Here is a 13024-nt window from a genome sequence, read left to right as displayed (position 1 = left end):
TTACTCACGAGTAGGTACCAGGAGGTGTGTCAATGACGCTCGACCTCACCACCGAGGCGATCGCGAAGCTCAGCCCGGCTGAGCTGATCAGCACGCTGCAGCAGATCTCGCCGGACGACCCGGCACTCGCCGATGTGAACATCGACGTCATCGCCCGCGGCATCGACCCGAAGAAGCTGGGCAAGGACGACTTCGCGGCTCTGCTGAACGTGCTGGGTGCGTTGGCCGACGGCGGCGCCGACCTCGACCTGGCGAAGATGGACCCGTCCAACTTCGCCCGCATCATCTCGCGTGCCTCGAAGGACCAGATCGAGGCCGTGGTCGCCGACCCCGCCCTGCGCGTGCGCGTGCTGGACGAGGTGTTCCGCCGCATGGAGGTCCACTTCCGCGCGGACCGGGCCGGTGCGACCCGTGCCGTCGTGCACTTCCACGTGCTGGAAGACGTCTACGAGGCCATCATCGAAGACGCCACGTGTGTCATCAACAAGGGCGTCTCGCGTGAGGCCCGCGCCATCGTGACGCTGACCCCCGCGGACTTCCTGAAGCTCGCGACCGGCAACGCCTCGGCCCCGGTGCTGTTCATGACCGGCAAGCTGAAGGTGAAGGGTGACCTGGGGTTCGCTGCCGGGTTCATGAGCCTGTTCAACATCCCGAAGGCCTGACGAATTTTGGGGAGAGTTCCAGTGGGTGGCTTCTCGCTCGAGCTGAACGAAGACCAGACCGACCTGCGCGACTGGGTGCACGGCTTCGCCAAAGACGTGATCAGGCCGGCAGCCTCCGAGTGGGACGAGCGCGAGGAGACGCCGTGGCCGGTGATCCAGGAGGCCGCGAAGATCGGCCTCTACGGCTTCGAAGCCCTCGCGACCTGGTTCGCGGACCCGATCGGGTTGTCTTTGCCGATCGCCACCGAGGAGCTCTTCTGGGGTGACGCCGGCATCGCACTCTCGTTGATGGGCACCGGCCTCGCGGCCGCCGGCATCTTCGCGGGCGGTGACCCGGACCAGCTGGCCGAGTGGGTGCCGGAGTGCTTCGGCGACGAGTCGGACCCGAAGGTCGCGGCGTTCTGCGCCTCCGAGCCGCAGGCCGGTTCGGACGTCGCCGGCTACCGGACGCGGGCGCGCTACGACGAGGCCACCGACGAGTGGGTGCTGAACGGCCAGAAGGCCTGGGCCACCAACGGCGGCATCGCGAACGTGCACGTCGTGACGGCCGTGGTCGATGCTTCCTTGGGCGCTCGCGGCCAGGCCGGGTTCATCATCCCGCCCGGCACGCCAGGCCTGTCGTCGCCCGGCAAGATCAAGAAGCACGGCATGCGTGCCTCGCACACCGCCGATGTGTTCCTCGACGACGTGCGGGTGCCTGGGCGTTGCGTGCTGGGTGGCCGCGAACGGCTGGAGGCGCGGCTCGCGCGGGCTCGTGAGGGCCAGAAGGCCGGCGGGCAGGCCGCGATGGCGACCTTCGAGACCACCCGCCCGACCGTGGGCGCGATGGCCGTTGGCGTCGCACGGGCCGCGTACGACTACGCACTCGAGTACGCCAAGGACCGCGAGGCGTTCGGCCGGAAGATCATCGAGAACCAGTCGATCGCGTTCGACCTCGCGAACATGCGGATGGAGATCGACGCGTCCCGGCTGCTGGTGTGGCGGGCGGCCTGGATGGGGCGCAACAACGTGCCGTTCACCGCGGGCGAGGGGTCGATGTCGAAGCTCAAGGCTTCCGAGGTGTCGGTGTGGGCCACCGAGCGGGCCATCCACATCCTGGGCGGGGCCGGGTACACGCGGGAGCACCCGGTGGAGCGGATGCACCGGGACGCCAAGATCTTCACCATCTTCGAGGGGACCAGCGAGATTCAGCGGCTCGTCGTGTCGCGCGCGATCTCCGGCATCCAGATCAAGTGAGCCACCGAGCGTGAGCACCCTGTAACGCCGCGTTCCACTACTCCGATCAGAGCAGTGGAACGGCGTTAGGGGGAATCGAGATGCTCCCGAATGTGTACCTCATGGCTGCCGCGGTCCTGGCCGGTGCCGCGGGCAGTGCCTACGTCGTGACGGTCGTGGACCGTCCGAAGCCGGTCGTGGTCAGCCACGTCGCCGAGGTGCTCGACGGCGAGACGATCGAGGTGCGCGACGGTGATCGCGTCACCAGGTTCAAGCTCGTCAACGTCGACGCACCGGCGGCTTCCGAGTGCCTGCACCAGGAATCCGCGGTGAAGCTCGCCGAGCTGCTGCCGGAAGGCACCCCGATCACGGTCGTGCGGGACGGGCCGTTCGTCGCGGTGTCCACACAGGACGGCACGCTGGTCAACGCCGCGCTGATCGCCGCGGGCCTGGCCGTGCCGTCGGTCAACGGCACGATGTTCCTCGACAGGGCCAAGGAAGCGCACCACTCCGCTGCCGAGCAGCGGAAGGGACTGCACTCGCCGGACATCCCGTGCACGTTGCCCGGCCAGGTGCGGGCGATCACGGAGGCGGCCGCTGCCGTGGAAGCCCAGCCGCTCAAGGGGACCAAGACCGAGCTCACGGTCGCGGCGGACACGGCGAAGACCGCGATCGGGCTGGTGGACCAGCTCGCGAAGCCCGGCGGGCTGACGTGGGACGCGGTGGCGCCGGTGGACCAGACGGTGTTGCTGGCCAAGGTCACCAAGGTCGTGCCGACCCTGTACCGCAAGGAAGCCGAGCTGCGCAACGTCGTGAAGGGCTTGAGGTGACGGCCCGCCGTACCCCTGTACCGGCGGGCCGCCAAGAACCACACCGTGTCGGTGCGCGGTTATGGCTCGGTAAATGTCCAGGTTGGACATATCCTCCCGAGCCATGAAGCTGTTGCCGCTGCAGTGGGCCGCCGTCGCGCTGATCGTGCTCGACGCGATCGTCGTCGTGTCGACGTTGATGGGCGTGCCGGTGCTGGCCTCGTGGTGGAACCTCGTGCTGGTGCTCGCGTCCGCGGCGCTTCTCGTGCTGTTGCTGGTGCGGTCCGGGGGCGCGCTGCGGGTCAAGGGGCTCAAGACCGCGTTCCGGTTCCTGCGCGAGTCGTTGCCGATGTGGGCGATCGTGCTGGCCGCTCTCGCGTTCTACGGCGGGTGGCTCATCGCGCTGGGCACCATGGTGTCCGGCAGTGCGGCGGGCAACCTCAAGTACGAGAACGGCCAGTACACGTCTACTCAGCGCAAGGTCGTGAAGGTGCTCACGAAGGAGCAGTACGAGGCGGCGCAGGCGGCGAACCAGCGCATCTTCAGCTCCATCGGGCTCGCGGTGGCCGGTGGTGTGCTCGGATTCGCCGGGGTGGTCCGGCGGATCAAGGAGACCAGCTGATCACACCGGCAGCGGCAGGACCGCCTGCACGCGCTTGAGCTCACGGCGGTGCACCGCGAGCAGCAGGACGTCCTCGGCGCGCCGGAAGTGCAGCACCACGAAGTTCGGGTGCGGCGGGTCGTGGTCGACGATCAACTCGACCCGGCCCTGTTCGGCGCTGAAGATGATCCGCTCGTCCCAGATGATCTTCGTCGGGCCGAAGAACAGCTCGCCCTCACGCCACTCGCCGTCGAGGAAGACGTCGCCGTCCCCGCGCGTGTGGTCTTCCCCGCTCGGCCCGAAGGCCTCCCCGAGAACTCCCCCAAGAAGTTCAAACACAGACATAGACGACCCCCTTCGTTGCTACAGGAACGAGCTGGGCGCCCAGCTGGTTCCCGTGCAGTGCAGGTGGTCTAGCCGAACGGCTGGCCGGCCGCGCGCAGCCAGGCGCGCTCCCGCGAGTGGTCCGGCATGGCGGGCCACCCGTTGATCTTCGCGATCAGCACCCAGTACCGCTCGGCACGCGGGTCCGCGAAGTCGGAGAACGTGCGCAGCCGCTCGACGACGCGTTCGTCGTTCGGCACGCCCAGCGCCTCCGCCCAGTTGGCGTTCACGCGGTCCACCACGGCCTTCGCCTCGTCCGACTCCGGCACGATGCCGGCTTCGAGCGCCGCGCGCGCCTGGGCGATCGCGAAGTTGAACGCCTCCATCTGACCGTCCGACGGCGGAGCCATGTCCGCGCCGCTGTTGCGTCGTTCCTCGTGCTGCTGGGACATCCGCTTGACCGACGCGCGGAAGTCCGGGTCCTGCACGAGTTTCGCGAGCTCGACCCACGCCTCCAGCTGCTCGGTCGACGGGTCGTCCGGCAGCTCGATCCGCACGGACCGCATGTGCTGCTCGAACTGCGGGTCCAGCTGGTACGGGCCGAACACCTCCTCGAAGAAGTCGTCGAGGATGCGCTGGCGCTCCTCGTCCGACATGCGAGCCAACTCGTTCATCAGTTCCATCTCCCCTCCCTTGGCGACGGCGCGCAAAACGGCGCGGCGCAGCCGCAACGTCTTCATCTGCGCGTCGATCGCATCTGCATGAGCACGCGCCACGTCGGTCACCGACACCTCGCGCGCCAGCACGCGGCCAGCGGTGGGAAGGTCCACACCCAGATCCCTCAGGGTGCGGACGAGCTTCAACCTGGCCAGCGCGTCGGCGTCGTAGGTGCGGTACCCGCCTGAGGTTCTGTCCGTGGGCGGGATGAGGCCCGAGTCGGAGTAGAACCTGATGGTGCGGACGGTGAGTCCGGACATCCTGGCCAGCTCACCGATCTGGTAGCGCGTCACGGGGACAACTGTGCAGTCTCCAGTAGGTGGAGAGTCAACTCGCAACGCGGTTGGGCCGAATGAACTAGTGACGAAACCGCCCGTCCTGTGGAAGCGTGGGCCGCGTCGGTATTCGCCTGGGGGGCAAACATCGATTCATGACCTTCGTCGAAGGTCTATTCGGTGTGCGCCGACCAGCCATTTCTCTGGGGGAAGTAATGCGCGGTTTTTCGCGTGCGTTGAAACTCACCATCGGAGCCGCCGGGCTGATCGCCGCGCTGCTCTCCGCGGTCGCTGCGCCGGCGACCGCGGCGGACGAGCCGTGGGACACGCCGGTGAGCATCGGTGATGTGGTGCCGGAGACGGTAGGCGTCGGCGACGCCCCGCCCAACCTCGGTTCGGGCGCGGATCCCGTGGCCTGCTTCCGCGGCCACGTCCAGGACCTCGGCTGGCAGGGCTGGGACTGCAGCGACGACGGGAGCTGGGCGTTCGCCGGCACGACAGGCCAGTCCCGCAGGCTTGAGGCCGTGGAGTTCTTCGGCCGCAACACGGGTGCTCACACCTGCATGCAGGCACACGTCCAGAACGACGGCTGGCAGACCACGCTGTGCCTGGGAGACGGCCTGGTCGGACGGGTCGGCACCATCGGGCAGGCCAAGAGGATCGAGGCGATCCGGTTCGGGAACACCGGGCGGAGCTCGTGCGCGGAGGCCCACGTAGCCGGCCTCGGCTGGATGGGGTACCGCTGCAACGACGCCGGAATCCTCACCGCTGTCGGCACCATCGGCGGGTCCCGGCAATTGGAAGCAGTGACCGGAACGATTCTGTAGCGAAAAGGCAGCCGGGTGCCATTCCGTCGTTTTGGCGACGGAAAGGCACCCCGCTGCCTGATTTCAGTAGGTCATCGCGATGCCGGGCTCGGCCAGCAGCGCACCGACGTCGGCGAGGAACTGCGAACCCTGCTGACCGTCGACCACGCGGTGGTCGAACGACAGCGCGAGCTGGCAGATCTTGCGGATCTTGATCTCGCCGTCGACCACCCACGGCATGTCGCGGATCGCGCCGAGCGCGAGGATCGCGGACTCACCGGGGTTGAGGATCGGCGTACCGGTGTCGACGCCGAAGACGCCGACGTTGGTGATCGTGATCGTGCCGTTCATCATGTCCGCCGGGGACGTCTTGCCGTCACGGGCGACCGTCGCGAGCTCGTCCAGTGCCACCGCGAGTTCCTTCAGGGACATGCGGTCGGCATCGCGGACCTTCGGCACCACCAGGCCGCGCGGCGTGGCGGCCGCGATGCCCAGGTGGACGTAGTCCTTGTAGACGATCTCGTTCGCGGCCGCGTCCCAGGTCGCGTTCACGTCCGGGGTGCGGCGCGCGGCGAGAATGATCGCCTTTGCGCAGAACGCAAGTGGCGTCAGCTTCACGCCGCGGAACTCCGGCGCGTTCTTCAAGCGTGCGCGCAGTTCCATCATCGGCGTCACGTCGACCGTCAGGAACTCGGTGACGTGCGGTGCGGTGAACGCGCTGTCCACCATCGCCTGCGCGGTCGCCTTGCGGACGCCCTTGATCGGCACCCGGCGCTCGCGCGAGCCGTTGTCCACAACGGACACCGGCGCGGTGGCGACGACGGGAGCTGAACCGGCGTTCTCCACGTCTTCCCGCGTGATCACGCCGTTCGGGCCGGAGCCCGTGAGCGCGTACAGGTCGACGCCGAGGTCCTTGGCCAGCTTGCGGACCGGCGGCTTGGCCAGCGGCACGTAACCACCGGGCGTCGCAACCGGCTGCGGCACAACAACAGGAGCCGGAGCAGGCGCCGGCGCTGGCGCGGGCGGTGCGACGACAACGGCGGCGGGGGCCGCAACCGGTGCCGGAGCGGCCGTGTCCTTGCGGGCACGACGCTTGGCGGCGCCGGACTTCGGGCCGTAGCCGACGAGCGTCGCGATGCGGCCGCCCGGCATCTCCTCGCCGATCTTGCCGGACGAGGTGCCGTTGGCCTCCGCGACCGCGGCGGGTGCCGGAGCCGGAGCGGGTGCGGCCGCGCCACCGGGGTCGGTGTCGATCGTGATGATCGGAACGCCGACCTCGACGGTCTGACCCGGCTCCGCGAGGAGCTCGGTCACCACGCCGGCCCACGGGCACGGCAGCTCGACGGCCGCCTTGGCCGTCTCGATCTCGACGATGATCTGGTTGACCTTGACGGTGTCACCCGGCTTCACGTGCCAGGTGAGGATCTCGGCCTCGGTCAGTCCCTCAGCCGTGTCGGGCAGGGGGAATTGCTTGTACTGCGGCATTTCCGTTGTTCCCCTTACCAGGCGAGAGAGCGGTCGACGGCGTGCAGCACCCGGTCGAGGTCGGGGAGGAACTCCTCCTCGAGCTTCGAGGGCGGGTACGGGGTGTCGAAACCGGTCACCCGCAGCACCGGTGCCTGCAAGGAGTAGAAGCACTCCTGCTGGACCTTGGCTGCAATCTCGCTGGCGATCGAGGACTCGGACGGAGCCTCGGAGACGACCACCAGACGGCCGGTGCGGCGCACCGACTCGTACACCGGCGCCAGGTCCAGGGGAGACAACGAACGGAGGTCGATGACCTCCAAAGCGTTGCCGTCCTCGGCGGCGGCGGTGGCGGCGTCGAGAGCCGTGCGGACCATCGGGCCGTAGGCCACCAACGTCGCCTTGTCACCGGAACGCAGCACGCGCGAGGCGAACAGCGGGCCGGGCTTGGCGGTCGTGTCGACCTCGCCCTTTTCGTAGTAGCGGCGCTTGGGCTCGAAGAACAGCACCGGGTCGTCGCAGTCGATCGCCTGCTGGATCATCCAGTACGCGTCGGCCGGGTTCGAGCACGAGACGACCTTGAGGCCGGCGGTGTGCGCGAAGTACGACTCGGGCGACTCGGAGTGGTGCTCGACCGCGCCGATGCCGCCGCCGAACGGCACGCGGATCACGATGGGCATCTTGATCTTGCCCTGCGTGCGGTAGTGCAGCTTCGCGACCTGCGACACGATCTGGTCGAAGCCGGGGAAGATGAAGCCGTCGAACTGGATCTCGCACACCGGGCGGTAGCCGCGGATCGCGAGGCCGACCGCGGTGCCGATGATGCCGGACTCCGCGAGCGGCGTGTCGAGCACGCGCTGCTCACCGAAGTCCTTCTGCAGACCGTCGGTGATTCGGAAGACGCCGCCGAGCTTGCCGATGTCCTCGCCCATCATGATGACCTTGGGGTTGGCTTCCATCGCCGCCCGCAAGCCCATGTTGAGGGCCTTGGAGATCGTGAGCGTCTGCACCGGGGTGGCCGGGGCAGCCGTCGTGGAACGGTCCATGGTCGGAGCAGCCATCAGTGCTCACCTCCAGCAAAACCCGAGACGTAGTCGAGGAATTCGTCGCGCTGCGCTTCGAGGTTCGCGTTGCCCTCTGCGTAGACGTTGCTGAAGATACGTTCAGCGGGCGGGTCCGGCATGTTCGTGCAGAACTCGCGCAACTCCTCGCCCAGCGCGTCGGCGTCGGCCTCGACACCCTCGAAGAACGCGTGGTCGGCCCACTGCTGCTTGACCAGGTAGACCTTGACCCGCTCGATCGGGTCCTTGAGCTTCCACATCTCCAGCTCGTCCGACAGCCGGTAACGGGTCGGGTCGTCGGAGGTGGTGTGCGCGTCCATCCGGTAGGTGAACGCCTCGATCAGGATCGGGCCGTTGCCGTGCCGGCACTCCTCCAGCGCCCACTTGGTCACGGCGAGCGTGGCGAGCACGTCGTTGCCGTCGACCCGGATGCCGGGGAAGCCGTAGCCGCGGGCGCGCTGGTACAGCGGCAGGCGCGACTGGCGCTCCGTGGGCTCGGAGATGGCCCACTGGTTGTTCTGGCAGAAGAAGACGAGCGGCGCGTCGTAGACCGCGGCCCACACGAAGCCCTCGTGCACGTCACCCTGGCTGGTCGCGCCGTCGCCGAAGAAGCACATGGTGGCTTCGCCGTCGTCGTCGCCGACCTTGCCGTCGAACTTCTGACCCATCGCGTACCCGGCCGCGTTGAGGACCTGGTTGCCGATGACGATCGTGTACGGGTGGAAGCGCTTCTCCATCGGGTCCCACGTGCCCTGATCGGTGCCGCGGAAGATGCCCAGCAGCTCCGTCGGGTTGATCCCGCGGGTCCACGCGATGCCGTGCTCGCGGTAGCTCGGGAACGCCATGTCGGTCGGACGCATCGCGCGGCCGGCACCGATCTGCGCGGCCTCCTGACCGAGCAGCGGCACCCAGATGCCGAGCTGGCCCTTGCGCTGCAACGCGTTCGCCTCGCGGTCGACGCGGCGGATCAGGACCATGTCGCGGTACAGCCCGCGCAGTTCCTCCGCCGAGATGTCGATGTCGAAGTCGGGGTGCGTGACCCGCTCGCCCTCAGGGGTGAGGAGCTGCACCAGGTCGGCGCCGCCCTCGTCAGTCGCTCGCAAGCCTGCGATCACCTGTTCCGCTGTCGGTTTTGCGGCAGTGGCGGCCGGCGCTGCGTCCGGCTCAGGGTGCGTCCATTGCTCAGGGGACGACATGCGCCTTCTCCTCTGTCTTCTCCGACCGCCTGATCGCTCGTGACGATCTCGTGCGGCGACGCCGGCGGTCGCCGCTGACCCTGTGGGGCCGGAGGCAGCCGTCGACGGTGACGGTGGCTTACGACCACATCCTGACACGGCCTCACCCGACTTGGTGAGACCCGTCCCACTTCGTAACACACGAGTCAACGTTCTGATCAGCGACAACAGTCGGAGGTTCGACCTTTTGTCCTCCGACTAGGCCGTCCGATTACCGGACGATGCTGTCCCGGTTACCGATCGTTAACTTCGTCAGGGGCCTCCGAGGAAGAGCCTAGGCACGCGAGCAGAGGCGGAGTCGTGACAGGATCGAGAGGTGGACCGCTCAGTTGTGACCAGCACTGTCAGGACGCTCTGGGACGACGACATCGTTCCGAGCCTGTCTCAGCTCGTCGCCGTGCCGGCGATCTCGCCCGCGTTCGATCCCGCCTGGGAAGAGCACGGCGAACTGGCCGCCGCGATCGAGCACGTGCGCGCGTGGATCGCCTCCCGCAACCTGCCGGACGTCACGCTCGAGGTCGTCCAACTGGCGGGACGCACGCCGCTTCTGATCGTCGACGTGCCCGCGTTCGGCAATGCGGGCGACGACACGGTGTTGCTTTACGGACACCTGGACAAGCAGCCGCCGGTGGCGAACTGGAGCGAAGGACTGGGTCCGTGGACCCCGGTGCTGCGTGATGGACGTCTCTACGGCCGTGGCGCCGCAGATGACGGTTACTCCGGATATGCCGCGATTGCCGCTCTCGAGGCGGTGCGCGCCGGCGGTGGGTCGCACGCCCGCTCCGTGGTGCTGCTGGAGACCGGCGAGGAGTCGGGTTCGCCCGACCTGCCCGCGTACCTGGAGCACCTCTCCGAGCGGTTGGGCCGCGTGTCGCTGGTCGTCTGCCTCGACTCCGGCGGCTCGGACTACGAGCGCATGTGGCTGACCACGTCGCTGCGCGGGTTGGTGCAGGTCACGGCCACCGTGCGGGTGCTGGACGGCGGTCTGCACTCCGGCATGGCCTCGGGCATCGTGCCGTCGTCGTTCCGGATCGCGCGGATCCTGCTCGACCGGCTCGAGGACTCGGAGACCGGCGAGATCCTGATCCCGGAGATGCACGTCGAGATCCCGGCGCACCGCCTGGCCGAGGTCCGCGAGGCCGTCGAGGCCGCGCCGGGTGCCCTGTGGGGTCCGGTGCCGCGCGTGGGCGACCTGCAGCCGATGTCCTCCGACGAGGTCGAGCTGGCGCTGAACTCCGGCTGGCGCCCGACGCTCTCGGTGACCGGCGCGGAAGGCCTGCCGCTCCCGGACGACGCGGGCAACGTGCTGCGCCCGTTCACCACCCTGGTCCTGTCCTTCCGCCTGCCGCCGACGGCCTCGGCTGCCGCGGCCCTGGAGGCGGTGCGCCAGAAGCTGACCACCGACGTGCCCTACAACGCGACCGTGGAGCTCTCCCGCGTCGAGTTCGCCGACGGCTGGAACGCGCCGGCGCTGGCGCCGTGGCTGTCCGCGACGCTGGACGACGCCGGCAAGGAGGTCTTCGGCGCGCCGTGGCGGACCGTGTCGCTCGGTGGGTCGATCCCGTTCATGGGGCTGCTGCACGAGGCGTACCCGGACGCGCAGTTCGTGGTGACCGGCGCGATCGGGCCGGACTCCAACTGTCACGTGCCGGATGAGTGGTTGCACCTGGCGCATGCGGCTCGGGTCACTGAGGCGGTTGCTCTGGTGCTGGACGCGCACTCGTCTCAGCACTGAACTCCTCCAGCAACGCGAGGCCGGTGGCCGGGTTGCTGCCCGCGTAGCGGCGCGCTCTCGCGAGTGCGTCGACCCGATCGGTGAGCACCCCGGCCAGCTCCTCGGTGAACATCTCCCTCACCACCGCCAGAAACTCGACGCGCGCCGCCGCTCGGTCGCGCAGGTCGCAGATCGCGGTGTTCTCGCCGTCGTAAGCGGCCTGGATCGCCTTCCGGTAGTCGCGAAGATCGTTCCCCTGGTCGGCGAGCACCCGCAGCAAGGCGGTCACGCCGGCGCCGTCGTCCAACGCGGTCAACGCGTCACCCGTCGTCTTGCACACCCGCTCGAGCTCGTCGGCCACGAGTTCCTCGGTGACCGAGGCGAGCGGCGTCCCCTGCTCCCGCCGCAGGATCGCCCGCGCCGTCCTGGTCAGCTGGCGCGCCAGTCCGCCGGAAAAGACGTAGGCCAGCGCCACGAACACCTCGGGCAGCTCCTCCACCGACCGGCTGATCAGGCCGCGGGCCAGCGCGAAGTCCAGGTAGTCGACGCGCACGACCTCGTCGAACGAGCTGTCGAACACGCTGCGCAGGCCCATGCCGGACAGTTCGAAGTCGTGCTGCGCCTCGGTGGACACCGACACCACGTAGTAGCAGCCGGGTACGTCGAAGATCGCCTTGATCTCGTTGAGCAACCTGCGCGCCGGTTCCCCTGCACCGATGCGATCCATCTCGTCGATGGCGATCACGACCCTGACCGGCGCCAGCACCCTCGCCGCGGCCCGTACGAACCGGCGGAAGTCGTCGACCACCTCGGGGAACGTCGCCGGACGGCCGGCCAGGCTGACGCCCCTCTTGTACGCGAGCTCCGCACCACGAAACCCGAACTTCCCGCTCGTCTCGCCGCTGCGGGTCTGCACCCACGCGACGTCCTGAAGCCCGCGCCGGGCGGCCCGGACGAGCCGGACCGCGTCGTCAGGTGCGGATCGCCACCACAGGTCGCGCCGTCCTGCCCGCTTCACCGCGCGCCGGTCGACGTCGTGCATGTACGAGATCACGGCGCGGCAGGTCCGCGCGTACAGGTGCAGCACGAACTCCCGCGGCACGTAGTCCACCGGCGCCGCGACCATGATCGCCAGGTCGAGCGGCTCCTCCGGCCTGCGGTAGGCGCCCTGGCAGAACGCCTTCAGCAGGCTGGTCTTGCCCGCCCCACGAGGCCCGGCGAGCGCGAAGCTGCCGCCGTTGAGGCCGCGCACGTGCTCAGCCAGGTCACGGCCCGCCCGGACGGGCTGGTGGACGATCAGCGAGCCGCCCTTCTGCAGACCGTGGCCGCCGCGATAGGACAGCTTGGTGCCGAGCACGACCCGCTTGCTGCCGAGCTCGGCACGCAACACAGGTTGCACGCCGTCCCTCAGGACCACCGCGCGCCACTCTTCGAGTGCCTGCTCCGCAGCGGCGGCATCAGCCTTCATCTCCTTGGTGGGCAGCGCAGTCTCCACAATGGTGAAGAACGCGCCGCCGATACCTGCGCAGACCAGGAAGGCAACCAGCGAGTACCAGCCGGACTGACCCGAAGCGACGATGACACCGGCACACGCGAACCAGGTCGGCAGCCAGAGACTCGTGGTGGCCCAGTACCGGCCGACCGCTCTGCCCGGCGATCCCGCGTACGACACAGCAAGCACCACGAGGGAGAAGCCGAGCACGTACAACGCGGACCTGCCCACGCTCAGCTCGGCGGCGCGCAGCGAACCCAGACGGGTGGACAGGACCAGGAGCGACCAGGTGATCGTCGGAACGATCACGAGGAGCACGACTCGCACCAGCGCCGGTCGGCGAGCCGCCCGCTCGGAGGTGTTGCGCCGGACCTTCTCCGCGCGGACGGCGTAGCTGTCCTCCTGAGTCTCCGCGGCGGCCAGGATCCACGGCTTCGCAACGTCGATCGCGTGCCGGAGCGCTCGGTCTCCCCGGTGCCGCGGCTCCAGCGCTGCGGCGACCGCCCACTCGAACACCGCGTCCTCGCTGTCGTCACGGGTCACTCGAGCATGCTGACTTCATTCGGACACAGATGAAATGCCCCGTTCAGGTCATGCTCCACCGGTTGTTTAGTGAGGAAAGACTCAGACCTGACCTGGGCCTGACCAG

At 68.7% G+C, this 13024-nt stretch carries 12 protein-coding genes; 6 read left to right on the top strand and 6 right to left on the bottom strand.

The annotated features are described in order from the left end of the window. Positions 1 to 32 precede the first annotated feature (32 nt). The 4 genes from ACIA8G_RS23195 (at position 33) to ACIA8G_RS23180 (ending at position 3308) form a co-directional block, all read left to right on the top strand. Complete coding sequence (locus tag ACIA8G_RS23195) at positions 33 to 662, top strand: SCP2 sterol-binding domain-containing protein (RefSeq protein WP_396420733.1); 630 nt, start codon at positions 33 to 35, stop codon at positions 660 to 662. A 21-nt stretch (positions 663 to 683) separates the two neighbouring features. After that, positions 684 to 1898: an acyl-CoA dehydrogenase family protein gene (locus ACIA8G_RS23190; RefSeq protein WP_396420732.1), complete on the top strand. Its 1215-nt coding sequence runs from the start codon at positions 684 to 686 to the stop codon at positions 1896 to 1898. A 101-nt stretch (positions 1899 to 1999) separates the two neighbouring features. Beyond that, a complete protein-coding gene (locus ACIA8G_RS23185; protein ID WP_396420731.1) occupies positions 2000 to 2707 on the top strand; it encodes a thermonuclease family protein in 708 nt (235 codons plus the stop codon). A 103-nt stretch (positions 2708 to 2810) separates the two neighbouring features. Next, positions 2811 to 3308: a hypothetical protein gene (locus ACIA8G_RS23180; RefSeq protein WP_396420730.1), complete on the top strand. Its 498-nt coding sequence runs from the start codon at positions 2811 to 2813 to the stop codon at positions 3306 to 3308. Here the strand turns inward: ACIA8G_RS23180 and ACIA8G_RS23175 are convergent, their stop codons facing one another. Both ACIA8G_RS23175 and ACIA8G_RS23170 read right to left on the bottom strand, forming a co-directional pair. Then, positions 3309 to 3632, bottom strand: coding sequence for a hypothetical protein (locus tag ACIA8G_RS23175; RefSeq protein ID WP_396420729.1), 324 nt, complete (start codon positions 3630 to 3632; stop codon positions 3309 to 3311). A 68-nt stretch (positions 3633 to 3700) separates the two neighbouring features. Continuing rightward, the gene (locus tag ACIA8G_RS23170; protein ID WP_396420728.1) at positions 3701 to 4621 is read right to left on the bottom strand and encodes a MerR family transcriptional regulator; all 921 of its coding nucleotides are present in this window, start codon (positions 4619 to 4621) and stop codon (positions 3701 to 3703) included. Positions 4622 to 4839: 218 nt separating this feature from the next. On the opposite strand from ACIA8G_RS23170, the gene ACIA8G_RS23165 reads away from it, so the two are divergent. Next, positions 4840 to 5430 carry a hypothetical protein gene (locus tag ACIA8G_RS23165; RefSeq protein WP_396420727.1) on the top strand — a complete coding sequence of 197 codons (591 nt, stop codon included), beginning with the start codon at positions 4840 to 4842 and terminating at the stop codon, positions 5428 to 5430. A 63-nt stretch (positions 5431 to 5493) separates the two neighbouring features. Here ACIA8G_RS23165 and ACIA8G_RS23160 read toward each other — a convergent pair whose 3' ends face one another. The 3 genes from ACIA8G_RS23160 to pdhA are packed head-to-tail and all read right to left on the bottom strand — an operon-like array spanning position 5494 to position 9130. After that, entirely contained in the window at positions 5494 to 6894 is a 1401-nt protein-coding gene (locus ACIA8G_RS23160; protein ID WP_396420726.1) for a dihydrolipoamide acetyltransferase family protein, read from the bottom strand. Between the two features lie 14 nt (positions 6895 to 6908). Beyond that, entirely contained in the window at positions 6909 to 7934 is a 1026-nt protein-coding gene (locus tag ACIA8G_RS23155; RefSeq protein WP_396420725.1) for an alpha-ketoacid dehydrogenase subunit beta, read from the bottom strand. Next, entirely contained in the window at positions 7934 to 9130 is a 1197-nt protein-coding gene (gene pdhA / locus ACIA8G_RS23150; protein WP_396420724.1) for a pyruvate dehydrogenase (acetyl-transferring) E1 component subunit alpha, read from the bottom strand. The genes ACIA8G_RS23155 and pdhA overlap by 1 nt, the downstream gene beginning before the upstream one ends. A 370-nt stretch (positions 9131 to 9500) precedes the next feature. Between pdhA and ACIA8G_RS23145 the strand changes: the two genes are divergently transcribed. Next, the gene (locus ACIA8G_RS23145; protein ID WP_396420723.1) at positions 9501 to 10904 is read left to right on the top strand and encodes a M20/M25/M40 family metallo-hydrolase; all 1404 of its coding nucleotides are present in this window, start codon (positions 9501 to 9503) and stop codon (positions 10902 to 10904) included. On the opposite strand, the gene ACIA8G_RS23140 is transcribed toward ACIA8G_RS23145, so the two are convergent. After that, positions 10855 to 12918 carry a hypothetical protein gene (locus tag ACIA8G_RS23140; protein ID WP_396420722.1) on the bottom strand — a complete coding sequence of 688 codons (2064 nt, stop codon included), beginning with the start codon at positions 12916 to 12918 and terminating at the stop codon, positions 10855 to 10857. The two genes, ACIA8G_RS23145 and ACIA8G_RS23140, sit on opposite strands and share 50 nt — an antisense overlap. Positions 12919 to 13024 lie beyond the last annotated feature (106 nt).

It is taken from the genome of Lentzea sp. NPDC051213 (genome assembly GCF_044455585.1).
Classification (GTDB): Bacteria; Actinomycetota; Actinomycetes; order Mycobacteriales; family Pseudonocardiaceae; genus Lentzea.
Note: the sequence above shows the minus strand (reverse complement) of the source record. Positions and strands in the feature narration are given on the sequence as shown.